This window comes from Paracidovorax sp. (assembly GCF_057642795.1).
Map to the genome: position 1 here is coordinate 217,387 of NZ_JBXYZY010000002.1, position 18,021 is coordinate 235,407.

At 67.6% G+C, this 18,021-nt stretch carries 17 protein-coding genes; 10 read left to right on the plus strand and 7 right to left on the minus strand.

Going from position 1 to position 18,021, the window contains the following annotated elements:
* The first annotated feature begins 136 nt into the window (after positions 1-136).
* Positions 137-1,906, plus strand: coding sequence for a methyl-accepting chemotaxis protein (locus AC3A84_RS03720; protein ID WP_487968397.1), 1,770 nt, complete (start codon positions 137-139; stop codon positions 1,904-1,906).
* A 272-nt stretch (positions 1,907-2,178) separates the two neighbouring features.
* Here AC3A84_RS03720 and AC3A84_RS03725 read toward each other — a convergent pair whose 3' ends face one another.
* The 7 genes from AC3A84_RS03725 to hemB form a co-directional block, all read right to left on the minus strand.
* The gene (locus AC3A84_RS03725; protein ID WP_487968398.1) at positions 2,179-2,472 is read right to left on the minus strand and encodes a hypothetical protein; all 294 of its coding nucleotides are present in this window, start codon (positions 2,470-2,472) and stop codon (positions 2,179-2,181) included.
* An 82-nt stretch (positions 2,473-2,554) separates the two neighbouring features.
* Positions 2,555-4,120, minus strand: a complete 1,566-nt coding sequence (locus tag AC3A84_RS03730) for a DHA2 family efflux MFS transporter permease subunit (RefSeq protein ID WP_487968399.1) — start codon at positions 4,118-4,120, stop codon at positions 2,555-2,557.
* Between the two features lie 18 nt (positions 4,121-4,138).
* Entirely contained in the window at positions 4,139-5,368 is a 1,230-nt protein-coding gene (locus AC3A84_RS03735) for an EmrA/EmrK family multidrug efflux transporter periplasmic adaptor subunit (protein WP_487968400.1), read from the minus strand.
* 91 nt (positions 5,369-5,459) lie between these two features.
* Entirely contained in the window at positions 5,460-7,010 is a 1,551-nt protein-coding gene (locus tag AC3A84_RS03740; protein ID WP_487968401.1) for an efflux transporter outer membrane subunit, read from the minus strand.
* A gap of 45 nt (positions 7,011-7,055) precedes the next feature.
* Positions 7,056-7,568, minus strand: a complete 513-nt coding sequence (locus AC3A84_RS03745; RefSeq protein ID WP_487968402.1) for a MarR family winged helix-turn-helix transcriptional regulator — start codon at positions 7,566-7,568, stop codon at positions 7,056-7,058.
* Positions 7,569-7,748: 180 nt separating this feature from the next.
* Positions 7,749-8,999 carry a magnesium transporter CorA family protein gene (locus AC3A84_RS03750; protein ID WP_487968403.1) on the minus strand — a complete coding sequence of 417 codons (1,251 nt, stop codon included), beginning with the start codon at positions 8,997-8,999 and terminating at the stop codon, positions 7,749-7,751.
* Positions 9,000-9,052: 53 nt separating this feature from the next.
* Positions 9,053-10,063, minus strand: coding sequence for a porphobilinogen synthase (gene hemB, locus AC3A84_RS03755; protein ID WP_487968404.1), 1,011 nt, complete (start codon positions 10,061-10,063; stop codon positions 9,053-9,055).
* A 67-nt stretch (positions 10,064-10,130) separates the two neighbouring features.
* Here hemB and AC3A84_RS03760 point away from each other — a divergent pair, with 67 nt between their 5' ends.
* The 9 genes from AC3A84_RS03760 to AC3A84_RS03800 form a co-directional block, all read left to right on the plus strand.
* Complete coding sequence (locus tag AC3A84_RS03760; protein WP_288510222.1) at positions 10,131-10,559, plus strand: HemJ family protein; 429 nt, start codon at positions 10,131-10,133, stop codon at positions 10,557-10,559.
* Between the two features lie 34 nt (positions 10,560-10,593).
* The gene (locus AC3A84_RS03765; protein ID WP_487968405.1) at positions 10,594-11,736 is read left to right on the plus strand and encodes a VanZ family protein; all 1,143 of its coding nucleotides are present in this window, start codon (positions 10,594-10,596) and stop codon (positions 11,734-11,736) included.
* A 9-nt stretch (positions 11,737-11,745) separates the two neighbouring features.
* A complete protein-coding gene (locus AC3A84_RS03770; RefSeq protein WP_487968406.1) occupies positions 11,746-12,126 on the plus strand; it encodes a (2Fe-2S) ferredoxin domain-containing protein in 381 nt (126 codons plus the stop codon).
* A 104-nt stretch (positions 12,127-12,230) separates the two neighbouring features.
* Positions 12,231-12,878, plus strand: coding sequence for an alpha/beta hydrolase (locus AC3A84_RS03775; RefSeq protein ID WP_487968407.1), 648 nt, complete (start codon positions 12,231-12,233; stop codon positions 12,876-12,878).
* Positions 12,879-12,985: 107 nt separating this feature from the next.
* The gene (locus AC3A84_RS03780; protein ID WP_487968417.1) at positions 12,986-14,143 is read left to right on the plus strand and encodes a D-alanyl-D-alanine carboxypeptidase family protein; all 1,158 of its coding nucleotides are present in this window, start codon (positions 12,986-12,988) and stop codon (positions 14,141-14,143) included.
* Between the two features lie 276 nt (positions 14,144-14,419).
* Positions 14,420-14,797, plus strand: a complete 378-nt coding sequence (rpsL, locus tag AC3A84_RS03785; RefSeq protein WP_015012185.1) for a 30S ribosomal protein S12 — start codon at positions 14,420-14,422, stop codon at positions 14,795-14,797.
* Between the two features lie 168 nt (positions 14,798-14,965).
* Positions 14,966-15,439 carry a 30S ribosomal protein S7 gene (rpsG, locus tag AC3A84_RS03790; protein ID WP_056668881.1) on the plus strand — a complete coding sequence of 158 codons (474 nt, stop codon included), beginning with the start codon at positions 14,966-14,968 and terminating at the stop codon, positions 15,437-15,439.
* Positions 15,440-15,534: 95 nt separating this feature from the next.
* Entirely contained in the window at positions 15,535-17,637 is a 2,103-nt protein-coding gene (fusA, locus tag AC3A84_RS03795) for an elongation factor G (protein ID WP_487968409.1), read from the plus strand.
* 217 nt (positions 17,638-17,854) lie between these two features.
* A partial coding sequence (locus AC3A84_RS03800; protein ID WP_487968418.1) for a GTP-binding protein occupies positions 17,855-18,021 on the plus strand: 167 nt, incomplete at its 3' end.

The following is an 18,021-nucleotide window of genomic DNA, read 5'->3' on the forward strand; positions in this document are numbered from 1 at the left end:
GGTTTTCCCCCGTGCCGCAAGGGTGCATCACGGGAGCACATTCGCTTACGCTTGCGCTTTTGTAATTGAATGTTTCGGACTTCTGGCGTCTTTGTCGATCCCTGGTCCGAGTGCACATCTGAATGTTGGAAATACGATGCGGCTCGACGATATTTCTGTTTCACGCAAGCTCTGGCTTGCATTTTTGGGCCTGATGATCGCCATGGCCGTGGTGTCTGCCACGGCGCAAAATCGGGGCAACTCCGCGATGGCCCGCGCCATGGATGAGGTGCTGGAGATTGATGGGCGTGTGGTGGCTGCAGTGCGCTGGCGTGGTGCTACGGAGGCCATGGTCAATATGGTGATCGGTGGAGCCGTCACCACCGATGCCGTGCTGGCCCAGCAGTACGACGCCCGTGTGAAGGAGATCATTGGCGGCATCAACAAGATCCAGGAAAGCATTGTTGCCAGTGCTGTCGAACCGGACGAAAAGGCCGCGCTCGGCAAGGTGCTGGCCGCACGCGAACAGGTACTGGCCGCCACGGCCAAGACGTGGGAGCTGAAAGGTGCGGGCGACGGCGTGGAGACCCAGCGCTACGCCGATGAGCAGTTGACGCCCATGGTGGAGCGCTATCTCAAGGCGCAGGATGACTTCATCGCCGTGCTGGAGCGCAGCCGTGGCGCCGTGCGCGAGGAGGCCATGGCCCGGCGCATCCGTTCCGGGGTGATCGGCGGCATTACGGCCGTGCTGCTGTTCGGCCTGGGCACGCTGACGGCGTGGTGGCTGGTGCGCTCCATTACCCGGCCACTGTGGCTGGCCGTCGAAACGACCAACGCCATCGCCGCAGGCGACCTGACACGTGAACTGCAATCCAGCCGCAAAGACGAACTCGGCCAGATGCTGCGCGCACTCTCTGGCATGTCGGCCCGCCTGCGTAGCGTGGTGAGCGAAGTGCGCCAGGGCGTGGACTCCGTCTCCAGCGCCTCCATCGAGATCGCCAACGGCAACCACGACCTGTCCGTCCGCACCGAGCAGACCGCGGCCAACCTGGAAGAAACGGCCTCCAGCATGGAGGAACTCACTGCCACCGTCACCCAATCCGCAGACACCGCCCGCCAAGCCAACCAACTGGCGGGCACCGCCGCGCAGGCTGCAGCCCGTGGTGGGGAAGTCGTGGCCCAGGTGGTGTCCAGCATGCAGCAGATCACAGAGAGCTCGCGCAGGATCAGCGACATCATCGGCGTGATTGACGGCATCGCCTTCCAGACCAACATCCTGGCGCTGAACGCCGCAGTGGAGGCTGCCCGCGCCGGCGAGCAAGGCCGTGGGTTCGCCGTCGTGGCCAGCGAAGTGCGAAGCCTGGCCGGGCGCAGCGCCGAAGCCGCCAAGGAGATCAAGACGCTCATCGGCACATCGGTCGACAACGTCGAGAGCGGCTCCGAGCAGGTAGCCCAGGCCGGCAAGACCATGGATGAAATCGTCTCCAGCGTGCGCCGCGTGAGCGACCTCATCGGAGAGATCACCGCATCGTCTGGCGAACAACGCGATGGCATCGCCCAGGTCAACCAGGCCGTGGCCCACCTGGATCAGATGACGCAGCAAAACGCCGCGTTGGTGGAAGAGTCCACCGCCGCGGCCGCGTCCATGCGCGACCAGGCGCAGCGCCTGGCCGACGTGGTGGCCGTGTTCAACGTGGGTGCCAGCGCGCGCGGCGCCGTGTCAGACCCCACCCCCCGTACCGTCGCCCCCGCAGCGAGCCCGACCCCAACGCCCACCCCGGTCCGGGTGGGGGTGAAGGCCGCGGGGGCCGGCAGGCCTACGGCAGCGCCATCGGCCAAACTCACCGACAGCGCCCCGGCAGCCGGGCCGGCCAAGGCACCTGCCCCGGTGACCAAAGGCAATGACGATGAGTGGGAGAGTTTCTGACGCGGCGCCGCCGCCGCCCACTCACGTACCAATGCCGGGTACTGAGGTGATGTCTTGTCGCGCGATCGTCGTGGAAGCGCGGCAGTCCCGCCGGCGCATCTGCGGATCGACGCTCGCGGGGGAATCATTCAATGGCACGCCCGACCTCGACAGGCAGGCAAGAGCAAGCCTTTAGGGGGGCTTGTAAAAGCGCCTGCCTTCCGCGCCCAGGGCGCCATCGGCCCGAAGAGAACGATGCGAGGCGCGCGCTGCGCCCTCGGTGGGCCCGCTGTTCAGGCGTTCAGCACGCCGGCCGCCTTGCCGGCCCACAGGCGCAGGCTGTCGATCAGGTCCTGCTGGCTGAACGAGCAGCTTTCCTCGGCGAAGAGCGCGCCGGACTCCAGCCGGTCCAGCAGGCCCAGGAGTACCTCGTCGTAGCGCGGCGGCAAGGTCTGCCGCAACACGGCGAGGTCGCGCGCCTGCGCGCTGAAGGCATGCGGCGCCAGGGTGCCCTGCTGCAGGCCCTCCAGGGCCAGGCCGAAGGCGACGAGTTGCGCGGGGGCTTGGGGTGCGTCGGGGGCGGTCATGGTGTGGCGTGGCGGTGGGGAAAGGAAGAGGGCCGAGGTTAGCGCCTCCCGCATCCTTGCGCTGCCGCGACGCCGGCAGTCGTCAATGCGCGCCTGCGGCTGCGTCGGCGCTGCCTTCGCTCGCGCGCACCGGGTGCGCCAGCCAGACCAGGGGAATCAGCAGCAGGAACAGCACGGCCGATGCATAGAAGATGTCGTTGGCCGCCAGCATGAAAGCCTGCTGGTTCACCAGCCGCTCCACCTGCCCCAGCGCCTGCTGCTGCGTGAGGCCGCCGGCCTGCAGGCCCTGCAGCGTCTGCGTGACGGCGAGGCCGCCCTGCTGCAGCCCTTCGGTCAGTTGCGCATGGTGCAGCTCCGCGCGGCGTTCCCAAAGCGTGGTCGAGACGGAGGTGCCGATGGCCCCGGCCGTGATCCGCATGAAGTTCGACAGCCCGGAGGCGGAGGGGATGCGCTCGGGCGTGATCTCCGAGAGCGTGATGGTCACCAGCGGGATGAAGAAGAACGCCATGGCGATGCCCTGGATGATGGTGGGCACCATGATGGTGGTCAGGTCGGCCTGGGTGTTGAAGCGCGACCGCATCCACAGCACCAGTGCGAAGATCAGGAAGGCCAGCGTGGCGAAGCGCCGCGGGTCCACCTTGGAGATGTACTTGCCCACCACGGGCGAGAGCACCAGTGCCAGCAGGCCCACCGGCGCCAGCACCTCGCCGGCCTGCGTGGCGGTGTAGCCCATGTACTGCTGCAGCCAGAGCGGCAGCAGCACCACGTTTCCGAAGAAGAGGCCGTAGCCCACCGAGGTGGCCAGTGCGCCGGCCCAGAAGTTGCGGATCTTGAAGAGGGAAAGGTCCACCACCGGGTGGTCCTCGCCGCGCTCCCAGAACATGAAGGCCAGGAAGCCCACCACCGCCACCACGCAGCAGGCGACCACCCAGGGCGAGGCGAACCAGTCGTGTTCCTTGCCGATGTCCAGCATCACCTGCATGGCGGCCACCCAGATCACCAGCAGCGCCAGGCCGATGGAGTCGATGGGCAGCGAACGCCGCTCGCTCTCGCGCTTGTGGAAGATGGCCCAGGTGACCAGCACGGCGCCGATGCCCACCGGCACGTTGATGTAGAAGATCCACGGCCAGCTCATGTTGTCGGTGATCCAGCCGCCCAGCAGCGGCCCCATCACCGGCGCGATCAGCGTGGTCATGGACCACATCGCCATCGCCAGCCCGGCCAGCGCCTTGGGATAGCTCGACAGCAGCAGCGACTGCGACAGCGGGATCATCGGCCCGGCGACGAAGCCCTGCAGCGCGCGGAAGGCGATCAGCGTGGCCATGTTGGGCGCGAGGCCGCACATGAGCGAGGCGATCACGAACAGCGTGACGCTGGCCACGAACAGGCGCACCTGCCCGAAGCGCTGCGACAGCCAGCCGGTGAGCGGCACGGCGATGGCGTTGGCCACCGCGAAGCTGGTGATGACCCAGGTGCCCTGCGTGGGGCTCACGCCCAGGTCGCCCGCGATGGCGGGCAGGGACACGTTGGCGATGGACGTGTCCAGCACGTTCATGAAGGTCGCGGCCGAGAGGGCCAGCGTGCCCCACATGCGCGCGCTGCCTTCCAGCGGAGGCGGCGGCAGGGGGCGTTGTTCGGGCGATGCCATGGTGGTGCCTGCCTGCGATCAGTGGCCGGCTGCGCCGGTGCCCAGGTTGGCGGCGATGACGCGATCGACCTCGGCGCTGGCGCCTTCGTCCAGGCCGCCATAGACGGCGGTCTGCGCCACGGGCGTGGAGCGCGGCGTTGCGGGCAGCAGGGCGCCGTCGCGCTGCTGGGTGTTCACCGTCACGTCCATCGACAAGCCCACGCGCAGGGGATGGTCCTTGAGCTGGGCCGGGTCGAGCGCGATGCGCACCGGCACGCGCTGCACCACCTTGATCCAGTTGCCGGTGGCGTTCTGCGCGGGCAGCAGCGCGAAGGCCGCGCCCGTGCCCACGCCCAGGCCGGCGACGGTGCCGGTGTATTCCACCTTCTTGCCGTAGAGGTCGGCGGTGAGCGTGGCGGGCTGGCCGATGCGCAGGTTGCGCAGCTGGTTTTCCTTGAAGTTCGCGTCCACCCACACGCCGCTCAGCGGCACGATGGTCATCAGCGGCGCGCCCGGGGCCACGCGCTGGCCCAGCTGTACGGTGCGGCGGGCGACGTAGCCATCGACGGGGGCGGGCAGCTCGGTGCGGCGCTCGGCGAGGTAGGCCTCGCGCACCTTGGCGGCGGCCGCCTGCACGCTGGGGTGCTGTTTGACGGCCAGGCCCTGGGTGAGCGACTGGTTGCTGGTCAGCTGGTCGCGTGCGGCGGCGGCGCCGGCTTGCGCTGCGGCCAGCGCGGTGCGGGCCGCATCGGCCTGGCTGCGGGCGTGTTCCAGCTCTTCCTTGGAGACGGCGCCGTTGCCCGACAGCGACTGCCGGCGGCGCAGGTCGTCCTGCGCGCGGCTCAGGTCCGACTGGGCGCGGGCCACGTCGGCCTCGCGCAGGCGGATCTGCGCGGACAGTGCGCTGTTGTTCACGTAGAGCGTGCGCACTTGCCGCACGGCCTGGGCCAGGTTGGCCTCGGCCTGCTGCAGGGCCACGCGGGCGTCGGCCGGGTCCAGCTGGACGAGAGGCGAGCCGGCCTTCACGAAGTCGGTGTCGTCGGCCAGGATGGCCATGACGGTGCCGCCCGTCTGGGGCGTGATCTGGATGAGGTTGCCCTGCACGTAGGCGTTGTCGGTGTCCTCGTAATGGCTGGCGACCAGCCAGTCATAGACGGCGGCGCCGGCGCCGGCCAGCACGACCACGGCGGCCAGCGTCAGGAGCGCCTTGCGGCGGGAGGCCTTCTTGTCTGCCGGCTTGGAGGAAGAGGGTTGCGATGCGTCGTTCATGATGGATGTCTGGGAGAAAAGGGGAGATACGGGGCGTCGGGCCGGTCGTGTCGCATGCCGCTTGGGGCCCTGTTCGAGAGGAGGAGCGCCGTCAGGGCGCTGCGGCCGCGTTGGTGCCGGGCTGCGCGCCGTCCTGCCAGCCGCCGCCCAGTGCGCGCATCAGCGCCACCTGGGTGTCGAGCCGGCGTGCGACCAGGTCCACGGCTTGCCGGCGTTGGGCCAGCACGGCGGTCTCGGCCGAAAGCACGTTCAGGTAGTTGCCCAGGCCGGCCTGGTAGCGCTCGCGGGCCAGGGCCCAGGCGGATTCGGCGGCCTGCTGCGCCTGGCGCTGCTCGGCGATCTGGCGGTCGATGGCACTGGACGAGGCTATCTGGTCGGCTGCGTCATGCACTGCATCGAGCAGCGCGGCGTTGTAGCTCTCCACGGCGGCATCCAGGTCGGCCGACTTGCCGCGCAGGTTGGCGCGCAGGCGGCCGGCGTCGAAGATCGGCAGGCGGATGGCCGGACCCACGCCCCACTCCTTGCTGCCTGCCCGGGCGAGGGTGTCCAGGCCGATGCTGGAGAGACCGAGGAAGGCCGTGAGGTTCACGTTGGGATAGAACTGCGCTCGTGCCACCGCCACGTCCTGCGTGGCGGCTTCCACGCGCCAGCGGGCGGCAGCCACGTCGGGCCGGCGGCCCAGCAGGTCGGCCGGCAGGCGTGCCGGAGATGCTATGAAATGCATAGCAGCCAGCGAGGGTGATGCAAGGGTCTGCGCCGCGTTGGGGTCGCCGACCAGAGCGCCCAGTGCATTGCGGGCCAGAGCCATCTGCTCGCGCAGGGACTCGATCTGCTGGCGGGCCTCGGGCAGGCCCCCCTCGGCCTGGCGGCGCTCGAGCTGCGTGTCGAGCCCGGCAGTGAAGCGGTCCTGCACCAGTTGCAGGGTTTCTCTGCGCTGGGCCAGCGTGCGCTCGGCCACCGTCAGCTGGGCCTGCAGTCGTGCCCACTGGATGTAGCTGCGCGCCACGTTGGCCGCCAGCAGCAGGCGGGCGGACTGGGCCTCGGCCTGCGCGGCGTTGGCCGTGCCCAGCGCGGCCTGCAGAGCGGCGCGGTGTTCACCGAAGAAGTCGATCTCCCAGCTGCCGGTCAGGCGCGCCGTGCCGCTGTTGTAGATGTTGCCGGCCAGCGGCGGCGGGTAGGGGCCGTTGGCGCTGTAGAGCTGGCGGTTCACGTCCAGGCTGCCGGTCAGGCGCGGGCCTTCGGCGGCGCGGGCCGACTCGGTGAAGGCATTGGCGCGCGCGACGCGGGCTTCGGCCTGCTTCAGGCTGGGGTTGTTGGCAAGGGCGCGGTCGATCAGCGCGTCCAGCTGCGCATCGCCGAAGCCGCGCCACCAGTCGGCCGGCACGGAGGCATCGACCTGCAATGTGCCGGGGGCGGCGGGCGTGGCGGGGCTCAGGCCCAGCGAGGCGGCGTCGCGCATTTGGGCGTGCGAGGCGATGCCGGACATGTCGGCGCAGCCGGTCAGCCCGGGCAGGGCGGCGATGGCCAGCGCCAACGTGGCGAAGTAGAGCGCGGCGCCCTGAAGGCACCCGCGTGCCGGCGTGGCGGCCGACGTATCGGCAGCGCGGTCGGGCGGGGAAGAGAGAAAGAGCTGGTTTTTCATGATGTTGTGCTCAGGGGAAAGGCGGGTGGGCTGGGGCGCTGCGACTCAGGCGCCCGGGCCGGCTTCGTTGCCGGGCTCGAGGGTCCTGACGTTGTCGTACACCCGTGAGAGATAGCCGCGCAGCTGCGCTTCTTCCTCGGCGCTGAAGCCCTGCAGCATGGAGCGCTGCAGGCCCAGCAGCAGATCCGGCAGCTGTTGCGCGGCGGCGCGGCCTTCGTCGGTCAGTTCGAGGTTGACGACGCGGCGGTCTTCCTGGGAGCGTTCCCGACGCACCAGGCCCTTGGTCTCCAGCCGGTCGAGCAGACGTGTCATGCCGCCTGCGTCCAACTGGCAGATGCGCGCCAGCGCCGCCACGGTGCCGGTCTGGTCCAGCAGCAGGCGCAGCAGCGGCTTCCACTGGGCGTCGGTCAGGCCTAGGGGCTCGACCTGCCGGTCGATATGGGCGGTTAGCAGCGTCACGATGCGCCGCAGCTGGTACCCCAGGTGCTGCTCGACGGGGTGTGGCGCGGGTCCCGGGCGGTCCAGATAGACGGAGATGTCTTCGGAGTTGGAATTCATGCTGTCGATATTAATTGACTAGACAATTAATGATCCGGCAGTGTTTGATATGGCCTACATGGCGTCAGGGTTAATGCGGGGTGCCCGTGGTTCCGCGGGGCCTGGCGGCTTCGGTTGGACCGGCGGTGGGAGCGCCCGGGAGCGCCTCATGCGTGCGACGGCGGGCCCGGCGCCGGGAGGTCAGTGGTGGCCGGTGCGCGCTAGGTAGCGCTTGCGCCAGAACAGCGCGATGAGCGCGACGGCAATCACCGTCATGGAGCCCATGGCCCACCAGAACCCATCCTGCTTGTGGACGAGGGGGATGAATTCGAAGTTCATCCCGAAGATGCCGGCGATGAGGTTGAGCGGCAGGAACACGGCGGTGAGCGCCGTAAGGGTGCGCATGATGTCGTTGGTGCGGTTGCTCTGCACGCTGAAGTGCATCTGCACGGCGGTTTCGGTGCTCTGTTCGAGCCGGCGCACGTGGTGCACCACCCGCTCGATGTGCTCCAGCACGTCGCGGCTGCGCACCTTCAGCAGATCCAGCTCGCGCAGCGCGGCCGTGGTGTCGGGCGGCGTCCAGGTCTCCAGCGTGTCCACCCAGTCCTGCACGGCGGCGCGCTGGTCTTCGCAGATCTCGTCGAGCTGGTGCAGCGTGAGGCGGGCGTCGAGCAGCGCGCTCCAATTGGCGAAGCGCGCGCGGGGCTTGAGTAGCTCGGACTGCCAGTGGTCGAGCTGGCGCGAGAGCTCGCGGCGCAGGTCGAGATAGTTGTCCACGATCAGGTTCACCACGCGCAGCATCAGGTCGGCGGGGCTGGCGGGCAGGCGGCCATTGGCCACCGGGGCGTTGCGCTGGTCGCGCGCGGCGGTTTCCGAGGCGCCAGCCTGTGCCGCCGCCAGGCCCTGCGGCTGGTGCATGCCCATGGAGCCGGCGGAAGCCGAGGCCGCCACCACGGGTTGGGGCGGCGCAAGCAAGCGCGCGGCGAAGGCGTCGCGCACGGTGCAGTCCTCAGGGTGGACGGTGAGCAGCACCTGGTCGAAAACGGCAAACCCCACGGGGCTGGTGTCGATGCGCCGCAGCACCGGCGGACCGCCCCTGCCGTCCGGCGTGCCGGCCGTGCCCGCGCCGGGGGGGATGGCAGTGGCGCACTGGGTGGCGGTGAGCCGGCGAAAGACCAGCACGTCGTACTGCGAGGTGTAGTCGTAGTGCGAGGGCAGCTGTGCGTTCAGCAGGTCGGAAACGTGCAGGTCCACCAGCTGCAGCCCGGCGGTGGCCTGCAGCATGGTCTGCAGCCGTGGCAGCGAGGCGCCGAAGGCTGAGCGGGTGCTGGCGATCCAGAAGAAGCCGCGCGCGGGCGGCGCGGTGGGCAGCTCGGCCAGCTCGCTCACGCTGCCGGGCTCGATGTGGAAGACGCGGATGGCGCCGGCGGTGGCGGTGGGGTTTTCAGTCAAGACGGGCTCCAGCGCCCGTCCTATGGGCGCCGACAGCTACCAGTTTAGTAGTGTCAGGCGCGGCGCAGCAGTCGGGCCGCATCCCGTGCGAAGTAGGTCAGCACTCCGTCCGCGCCCGCGCGCTTGAAGGCCAGCAGGCTTTCCATCATCACCGCGTCGTGGTCGAGCCAGCCGTTGGCGGCGGCGGCCTTGAGCATGGCGTATTCGCCACTCACCTGGTAGGCGAAGGTGGGCACGCGGAACTCGTCCTTCACGCGGCGCACCACGTCCAGGTAAGGCATGCCGGGCTTGACCATGACCATGTCGGCGCCCTCGGCGATGTCCAGCGCCACCTCGCGCAAGGCCTCGTCGGTGTTGGCCGGGTCCATCTGATAGACGTTCTTGTCCGCCTTGCCCAGGGCGCCGCGCGTGCCCACTGCATCGCGGAAGGGGCCGTAGAAGGCGCTGGCGTACTTGGCGCTGTAGGCCATGATGCGGGTGTGGACATGGCCGTGTGCTTCCAGCGCGTCGCGGACGGCGCCGATGCGCCCGTCCATCATGTCGCTGGGCGCGACGATGTCCACGCCGGCGTCGGCATGCGCGAGCACCTGGCCGACCAGCAGTTCCACCGTCTCGTCGTTGATGATGTAGCCGGTCTCGTCGAGCACGCCGTCCTGGCCGTGACTGGTGTAGGGGTCGAGCGCCACGTCGGTCAGCACGCCCAGGTCAGGAAATTCTTTTTTCAGCGCCCGCACCACGCGCGGGATCAGGCCGTCGGGGTTGAGCGCTTCCTTGCCGTCGGGCGTCTTGAGCGCCGGGTCCAGCGAGGGGAACAGCGCCAGCACGGGGATGCCGAGCTTGACGCAGTCTTCGGCCACGGGCAGCAGCAGGTCCAGGCTCAGCCGGTCCACGCCGGGCATGGAGGTCACGGCCTGGCGCAGGTTGGTGCCCTCGTGGACGAACACCGGGTAGATGAAGTCGTGCGGCGTGAGCGCGTTCTCGCGCACCAGGTTGCGGGTGAAGGCATCGCGGCGCAGGCGGCGCGGGCGGTTGGCGGGGAAGGGGGTGGGGCTGGACAGATGCATGCCCGAAATTGTGCGCCACATTGTCCCGGTACGGGCCTGCGGGCGCCGCCGCCCGTACACTGCCCGCATGCTCTGGGTCAAAGCCTTCCACATCATCTTCGTGGCCAGCTGGTTCGCGGGCCTCTTCTACCTGCCGCGCATCTACGTCAATCTGGCGATGGTTCCGCCCGGCTCGTCGGCCGAGCGCGAGCGACTGCTGCTCATGGCGCGCAAGCTGCTGCGCTTCACCACCCTGCTGGCCGTGCCGGCGCTGGGCCTGGGCCTGTGGCTCTACCTGGGCTACGGTATCGGCCGGGGCCCTGGCAACGGCTGGATGCATGCCAAGCTGGCCGTGGTGGTGCTGGCCGTGGGATACCACCATGCCTGCGCCGTGCTGCTGCGCAAGCTGATCCGCGGCGAGAGCCGGCGCAGCCACCGCTGGTTCCGCTGGTTCAACGAGGTGCCCGTGCTGCTGCTGACGGCGGCCGTGGTGCTGGTGGTGGTCAAGCCGTTCTGACCGTGCCCCGGCGCGGGAACCGAGGCGCTCCCCGATGCACAAGACCTCTGCCTGGCCCCTGGCGCTGCTCTATGCGGCGCTGATCGTCTTCGCCAGCCTGTTCCCGTTCGAGGGCTGGCGCGGCCAGGGCATTTCGCCCTGGGTGTTTCTGAGCGCGCCGCTGCCGCCGCCCTACTGGACGTGGTTCGACGTCAACATCAACGTCGCCGGCTACGCGCCGCTGGGCTTTCTGCTGGCGTTGGCCATGCTGCGCAGCGGCTGGCCGCGCCTGGCCGTCGTGCTGGCGGTGATGGCCGGTGCGCTGCTGTCGCTCGCCATGGAATTTCTGCAGATCTACCTGCCGCGCCGCGTGCCCTCCAACATGGATCTGGCGCTCAACGCCGCTGGCACCCTGCTGGGCGCGCTGCTGGCTTGGCTGTTGGAGCGGCTGGGCGCCATCGCCCGCTGGAGCCGGCTGCGCGCGCGCTGGTTCGTGGCCGATGCGCGCGGCGCCCTGGTGCTGCTGGCGCTGTGGCCCCTGGCGCTGCTGTTCCCCGCTGCCGTGCCCTTCGGCCTGGGGCAGATGTGGGAGCGGCTCGAAGCCGGCCTGGGCGAGTGGCTGGACGACACCCCTTTTCTCGACTGGCTGCCGCTGCGCACCGAGCCGCTGGAGCCACTCTCGCCCGCGGCCGAACTGATGGCCGTGCTGCTGGGCGTGCTTATCCCGTGCCTGCTGGGCTACTGCGTGGTGCGGCACCTGGGCCGACGCGCGGTCTTCGCGGTGGGCATCGTCGCGGTCGGCGTGGCCGCCACGGCGCTGTCGGCGGCCATGAGCTGGGGCCCGACCCACGCCTGGGAATGGATCACCTTGCCGGCGGAGCTGGGCGCAGTGGCCGGTCTGGGCGTCGCGCTGCTGCTGGTCGGGTTGCCCCGGCGTGCCTGCGCAGCCTTGTTGCTGCTGGCGCTGGCGCTGCACCTCAACCTGCTGAACCAGGCGCCCGCCAGTGCCTATTTCACCGAGACGCTCCAGGCCTGGGAGCAGGGGCGGTTCATTCGCTTCTTCGGGCTGGGCCAGTGGCTGGGCTGGCTTTGGCCCTATGCCGCGCTGGTCTATGTGCTGCTGCGCGTCTCCAGCCGCGAGCGGGAGGTGCCGTCCCTCCCGCCCGCCGCGCCGGGGCCGCTGCAGGGCCCGTCCTAGAATGCCGCCATGAGCGACACCCCTACCCAGCCCCCGGCGGCAGCGGCTCCGGCGCCCGCGACCCCCGGCTACTACGAACGCCACATCTTCTTCTGCCTGAACGACCGCACCAATGGCGAATCCAGCTGCGCGCACTACGGCGCCCAGGCGGCCTTCGACCACTGCAAGGCGCAGGTCAAGGCGGCCAAGCTCTCCGGCCCCGGCAAGGTGCGCGTGAACAAGGCCGGCTGCCTGGACCGCTGCGCGGGGGGGCCCATCGCCGTGGTCTATCCCGAAGGCACCTGGTACACCTTCGTGGACAACGGCGACATCGACGAGATCGTCGAATCGCACCTGAAGAACGGCCAGATCGTCGAGCGCCTGCTCACGCCGCCGGAACTTGGCCGCTGAAACGGGCTCTGTCCCGGCTGGCGACGCAGATATCTGTTTCAAGAGTTTTCGGCATCCAGCCCTGGCCCGATCGGGGCGAGGTGCTATTGAATTGGTAGTACAAATTGAACGCCCAGACTGAACGCCTGACCCTGGAAGGCCCCGCCGGCGCCATTGAGGCGGTGCGTGACGCCGCCACGGTGCCCGAAGGCGCCAGCGCCCGCGGCGTGGCCGTCATCGCCCATCCGCATCCGCTCTTCGGCGGCACCATGGACAACAAGGTCGTTCAGACGCTGGCGCGCGCCTTCGTCGCCAGCGGCTGGACGGCGGTGCGCTTCAACTTCCGGGGCGTGGGCGCCACGGCCGGTGCCTACGACGAAGGCCGGGGCGAGCTCGAAGACCTGCTGGCCGTGGTGCGGCAGGTGGCGCCGCAGGGGGCGCTGGCGCTGGCCGGCTTCTCGTTCGGAGCCTTCGTCACCAGCCACGCGCTGGCGCGCCTCTGGGCCGAGCGCGAGGCCGATATCGACCGTGCCGTGCTGGTCGGCACCGCCGCCAGCCGCTTCAGCGTGGCGCCCGTGCCGCCTGAGGCCCATCTGCGCACCCTGGTCGTGCACGGCGAGGCCGACGACACCGTGCCCCTCGCCTCGGTGATGGACTGGGCGCGCCCGCAGATACTGCCCGTTACCGTCGTGCCCGGGGGCGGCCATTTCTTTCACGGACAATTGCCGCTGCTCAAAAACCTGGTGGCGCGCCACCTTCAATCCCGCCTGTGAGGCGGCCCGCGCGGCCGCTTCCGGCGCGCCGCGTTCCGCTCCGCCTCGCTCTTCCTTCTTTTCCTTTCTCCCTTCCGATCCAAGTGCAAATCTCCATCCAGTCCTTCATGCCCTCGTTGCGAAACCTCGTCGGCGCAGCGCTGCTCGCGCCCGCCGTGCTCTGGGCCCAGGTGCAGGCGCCCCAGCCGCCCGAGATCGCCGCGCGCAACTACCTGCTGCTGGACGTGACGGCCAACCAGGTGCTGGCGGCCAAGGACATCGACGCACCCGTCGAGCAGGCTTCGCTCACCAAGCTCATGAGTGCCTACCTGGTGTTCGACGCGCTGCGCGCCAAGAAGATCACGCTGGATCAGAAGCTCCCCGTGAGCGTGCGTGCCTGGAAGATGCCCGGCTCGCGCATGTTCATCGACCCCAAGATGCAGGTGCCGGTCGAAGACCTCATCAAGGGCATGATCGTGCAGTCCGGCAACGACGCCACCATGGCCCTGGCCGAAGGCGTGGGCGGCACGGCCGAGAACTTCGTCAAACTGATGAATGACCAGGCCCAGGCTTTGGGCATGAAGAACACGGCCTACAAGAACCCCGAAGGCCTGACCGAGCCCGGCCATGTCACGACCGCGCGCGACCTGAGCATCCTCGCCACGCGGCTGATGAAGGACTTCCCGGAGTACATGCACTACTACGCGACCAAGCACTACGCGTACCCGGGCACGCCCCCTTCCAACGGCAACAACCGCAATGCGCTGCTGTTCCGCGATCCCACGGTGGACGGCCTGAAGACCGGCCACACGGCGGCGGCCGGCTACTGCCTGGTGGCCACGGCCAAGCGTGAATTCCCCAACGTGGGCCAGCGCCGCCTGCTGTCCATCGTGCTGGGCACCACCAGCGAAAGCGCCCGCGCCAACGAAAGTCAGAAGCTCATGAACTGGGGCTACACCGCCTTCGACGCGGTCAAGCTGTTCGACGCCGGCCAGCCGGTCGCCACGCCGGCGGTCTGGAAGGGCAAGCAGAACACGCTCAAGATCGGCCGCCCCGAAGCCATCGTCGTCACCGTTCCCTCGGGCAGCGCCGGCAAGGTCACCACGCAGATCGTGCGCCAGGACCCGCTGGTCGCCCCGTTCACGCAGGGCCAGCCGGTGGGCACGCTCAAAGTCTCGCTGGGTGAGCAGCAGATCGCCGAAGTGCCGCTGGTGGCGCTGGAGCCCGTCGAGCAGGCCGGCATCTTCGGCCGCGCCTGGGACGCCATCCGCCTCTGGATCAAGTAAGTAAGCAAGCCAGCCGCCCCGCGCTGCCTCGCCTGCAAGGGCGGGGCGCCCCTGGCCCTCGGAACGCCCGCCCTGCCTGCAGCGCGGGCGTTTTGCCGTGTGCGTCGGAAAAGGCTTGGGGCGGGTTACGCCCTCAAGCCTGTACGGATTGCCTCCGAGGGGCTGACCTGCTACATTAGAAGGCTTTTCGGAATTTCCGAAGGGATTCACGCGTTTTCGTGTTCACGAAGCCGTCACGGCTTACACGAAACATTTCACGTTTAGGGACGTATTTCAATGCCAACCATCAATCAACTGGTCCGTCAGGGGCGCGAGGTCGAAAAGACCAAGTCCAAGAGCCCCGCGATGGAAAACTCTCCCCAGCGCCGTGGCGTGTGCACCCGTGTGTACACCACGACGCCTAAGAAGCCTAACTCCGCTCTGCGTAAGGTCGCCAAGGTGCGCCTGACCAACGGCTTCGAAGTCATCTCCTACATCGGCGGCGAAGGCCACAACCTGCAGGAACACAGCGTGGTGCTGGTCCGCGGCGGCCGTGTCAAGGACTTGCCCGGTGTGCGTTACCACATCGTGCGTGGCTCGCTCGACTTGCAAGGCGTCAAAGACCGCAAGCAAGCGCGCTCCAAGTACGGTGCCAAGAAGCCCAAGGCCAAGTAAGCCCTGCGCTTTCTGCACAAGAATTTTCGGTGCTGTTCCCGCGTGGCGCGGTGAAGCAGCGTAGTGACCCCAAACGCAGACGTCCTGCGCGGGTCGAGTAAGTGGGAGTCCTGCTGACTCTCGCGGTGCCTGGAAGGGCGCCAACTGAAGCAAAGATAGAGGTGAAAAATGCCACGTCGTCGCGAAGTCCCCAAACGTGAAATCCTGCCGGACCCGAAGTTCGGCAACGTCGAGCTGTCCAAATTCATGAACGTGATCATGGAAGGCGGCAAGAAGGCCGTTGCAGAGCGCATCATCTACGGTGCCCTGGAACTGATCGAGAAGAAGCATCCCGACAAGGACCCCCTGGAAGCCTTCACCGTTGCCATCAACAACGTGAAGCCCATGGTCGAAGTGAAGTCCCGCCGCGTCGGCGGTGCCAACTACCAGGTGCCCGTCGAAGTGCGCCCCGTGCGTCGTCTGGCCCTGTCGATGCGCTGGATCAAGGAAGCCGCCCGCAAGCGCGGTGAGAAGTCGATGGCGCAACGCCTGGCCAACGAGCTGCTGGAAGCCACCGAAGGCCGTGGCGGTGCGATGAAGCGCCGTGACGAAGTGCACCGGATGGCCGAAGCCAACAAGGCATTCAGCCACTTCCGCTTCTAAGTCCGAGTTTCGTCCTCATATCTCGAAGGCTGGGAGCCCGACCTGCCAACATCCATTGGCGGGCGGGCTCTTGGCCGTTAAACGAAAGAAACATCATGGCACGCAAGACCCCCATCGAGCGCTACCGCAACATCGGTATCTCGGCCCACATCGACGCTGGCAAGACCACGACGACCGAACGCATCCTGTTCTACACCGGTGTGAACCACAAGATCGGTGAAGTTCACGACGGCGCTGCCACCATGGACTGGATGGAGCAGGAACAAGAGCGCGGCATCACGATCACGTCGGCTGCCACGACCTGCTTCTGGAAGGGCATGGACATGTCCTACCCCGAGCACCGCTTCAACATCATCGACACCCCCGGCCACGTGGACTTCACCATCGAGGTGGAGCGTTCCATGCGCGTGCTGGACGGTGCCTGCATGGTGTACTGCGCCGTGGGTGGCGTGCAGCCCCAGTCGGAAACCGTCTGGCGCCAGGCCAACAAGTACAAGGTGCCCCGTCTCGCGTTCGTCAACAAGATGGACCGTACCGGCGCCAACTTCTTCAAGGTCTATGACCAGATGCGTCTGCGCCTGAAGGCCAACCCCGTGCCCGTGGTGATCCCGATCGGCGCGGAAGACAACTTCACCGGCGTGGTCGATCTGCTGAAGATGAAGGCCATCATCTGGGACGAAGCTTCCCAGGGCATGAAGTTCGAATACAAGGACATCCCTGCCGAACTCGTCGAGTCCGCCAAGGAATGGCGCGAGAAGATGGTCGAGGCCGCTGCCGAAGCCTCCGAAGAGCTGATGAACAAGTACCTGGAAGAGGGCGACCTCTCCGAGGAAGAGATCAAGGCAGGCCTGCGCACGCGCACCATCGCCACCGAGATCCAGCCGATGCTGTGCGGCACCGCGTTCAAGAACAAGGGCGTGCAGCGCATGCTGGACGCCGTGATCGACTATCTGCCGGCACCGACGGACATCGAGGACGTCAAGGGTACCGACGAAGACGAAAACCCCGTGACCCGCAAGGCGGATGACAGCGAGAAGTTCTCCGCGCTGGCTTTCAAGCTGATGACTGACCCGTTCGTGGGCCAGCTGACCTTCGTGCGCGTCTATTCCGGCGTGCTGACCAAGGGCGACACCGTCTACAACTCGATCAAGGGCAAGAAGGAACGTATCGGCCGTATCGTGCAGATGCACGCCAACGAGCGGATCGAGGTCGAAGAAATCCGTGCCGGCGACATCGCTGCCTGCGTGGGCCTGAAGGACGTGACGACCGGCGAAACGCTGAGCGATCTCGAATCCCAGATCATCCTGGAGCGCATGGTGTTCCCCGAGCCCGTGATCACGCAGGCCGTCGAACCCAAGACCAAGACCGACCAGGAAAAGATGGGCATCGCGCTGCAGCGCCTGGCCGCCGAAGATCCGTCGTTCCGCGTCAAGACCGACGAAGAATCGGGCCAGACCCTGATCGCCGGCATGGGTGAGCTCCACCTGGAAATCATCGTGGACCGCATGAAGCGCGAATTCGGCGTGGAAGCCAACGTGGGCAAGCCCCAGGTGGCCTACCGCGAAACCATCCGCAAGACGGTGGAAGAAGCCGAAGGCAAGTTCGTGCGCCAGTCCGGCGGCAAGGGCCAGTACGGCCACGTCGTGCTCAAGATCGAGCCGAACGAAGCCGGCAAGGGCAACGAATTCGTCGATGCCATCAAGGGCGGTGTGGTTCCTCGCGAATTCATCCCTGCCGTGGAAAAGGGCTTCCACGAAGCCGTGACGCAAGGCGTGCTGGCCGGCTACCCGGTGGTGGACGTCAAGGTCACGCTGCACTTCGGTTCGTACCACGATGTGGACTCGAACGAACTGGCGTTCAAGATGGCTGCCATCTTCGGTTTCAAGGAAGGCTGCAAGAAGGCCGGTCCCGTCATCCTCGAGCCCATGATGGCCGTGGAAGTCGAGACGCCTGAAGACTACGCCGGTACCGTGATGGGCGACCTGTCCTCGCGTCGCGGCATGGTGCAGGGCATGGACGACATGGTCGGCGGCGGCAAGGTCATCAAGGCCGAAGTCCCCCTGTCCGAAATGTTCGGCTACTCGACCTCGCTGCGCTCCGCAACGCAAGGCCGTGCCACCTACACGATGGAATTCAAGCACTACAGCGAAGCGCCTCGCAACGTGTCCGAAGCCATCATGGCCGCTCGCGCCAAGTAAGGCGCGTGCAGGGTGGGCCGCTCGCGCGGCCGGCCCTGCGGTTTCGAGAGAAACCCGCTGCCAGCGCGCATCCGATGTGCGCTGGCAGCTATGAATTCAGTAGCAAGATTCTTGCAATCTGCGACCCGGTGCCGTCCTGTTGCCCTGTGCGGGACGTTTCAGCAACCGAGTGCAGACGTTAAACCCTGACACAGGCATTGCTCTTTGGAGATTCAAAATGGCAAAAGGTAAGTTCGAACGTACCAAGCCCCACGTCAACGTGGGCACGATCGGCCACGTGGACCATGGCAAGACGACGCTGACGGCAGCGATCGCCACGGTGCTGTCCGCCAAGTTCGGCGGCGAAGCCAAGAAGTACGACGAAATCGACGCGGCTCCTGAAGA

What these genes read in the sequence shown, in the direction of transcription:
- AC3A84_RS03725 (WP_487968398.1), bottom strand. Translation starts at nt 2,472, where the DNA reads ATGACCGCCCCCGACGCACCCCAAGCCCCCGCGCAACTCGTCGCCTTC.
- AC3A84_RS03765 (WP_487968405.1), top strand. Translation starts at nt 10,594, where the DNA reads ATGCACAAGACCTCTGCCTGGCCCCTGGCGCTGCTCTATGCGGCGCTG.
- AC3A84_RS03780 (WP_487968417.1), top strand. Translation starts at nt 12,986, where the DNA reads ATGCCCTCGTTGCGAAACCTCGTCGGCGCAGCGCTGCTCGCGCCCGCC.
- AC3A84_RS03720 (WP_487968397.1), top strand. Translation starts at nt 137, where the DNA reads ATGCGGCTCGACGATATTTCTGTTTCACGCAAGCTCTGGCTTGCATTT.
- rpsL (WP_015012185.1), top strand. Translation starts at nt 14,420, where the DNA reads ATGCCAACCATCAATCAACTGGTCCGTCAGGGGCGCGAGGTCGAAAAG.
- AC3A84_RS03740 (WP_487968401.1), bottom strand. Translation starts at nt 7,010, where the DNA reads ATGAAAAACCAGCTCTTTCTCTCTTCCCCGCCCGACCGCGCTGCCGAT.
- AC3A84_RS03735 (WP_487968400.1), bottom strand. Translation starts at nt 5,368, where the DNA reads ATGAACGACGCATCGCAACCCTCTTCCTCCAAGCCGGCAGACAAGAAG.
- hemB (WP_487968404.1), bottom strand. Translation starts at nt 10,063, where the DNA reads ATGCATCTGTCCAGCCCCACCCCCTTCCCCGCCAACCGCCCGCGCCGC.
- rpsG (WP_056668881.1), top strand. Translation starts at nt 14,966, where the DNA reads ATGCCACGTCGTCGCGAAGTCCCCAAACGTGAAATCCTGCCGGACCCG.
- AC3A84_RS03770 (WP_487968406.1), top strand. Translation starts at nt 11,746, where the DNA reads ATGAGCGACACCCCTACCCAGCCCCCGGCGGCAGCGGCTCCGGCGCCC.
- AC3A84_RS03760 (WP_288510222.1), top strand. Translation starts at nt 10,131, where the DNA reads ATGCTCTGGGTCAAAGCCTTCCACATCATCTTCGTGGCCAGCTGGTTC.
- fusA (WP_487968409.1), top strand. Translation starts at nt 15,535, where the DNA reads ATGGCACGCAAGACCCCCATCGAGCGCTACCGCAACATCGGTATCTCG.
- AC3A84_RS03730 (WP_487968399.1), bottom strand. Translation starts at nt 4,120, where the DNA reads ATGGCATCGCCCGAACAACGCCCCCTGCCGCCGCCTCCGCTGGAAGGC.
- AC3A84_RS03745 (WP_487968402.1), bottom strand. Translation starts at nt 7,568, where the DNA reads ATGAATTCCAACTCCGAAGACATCTCCGTCTATCTGGACCGCCCGGGA.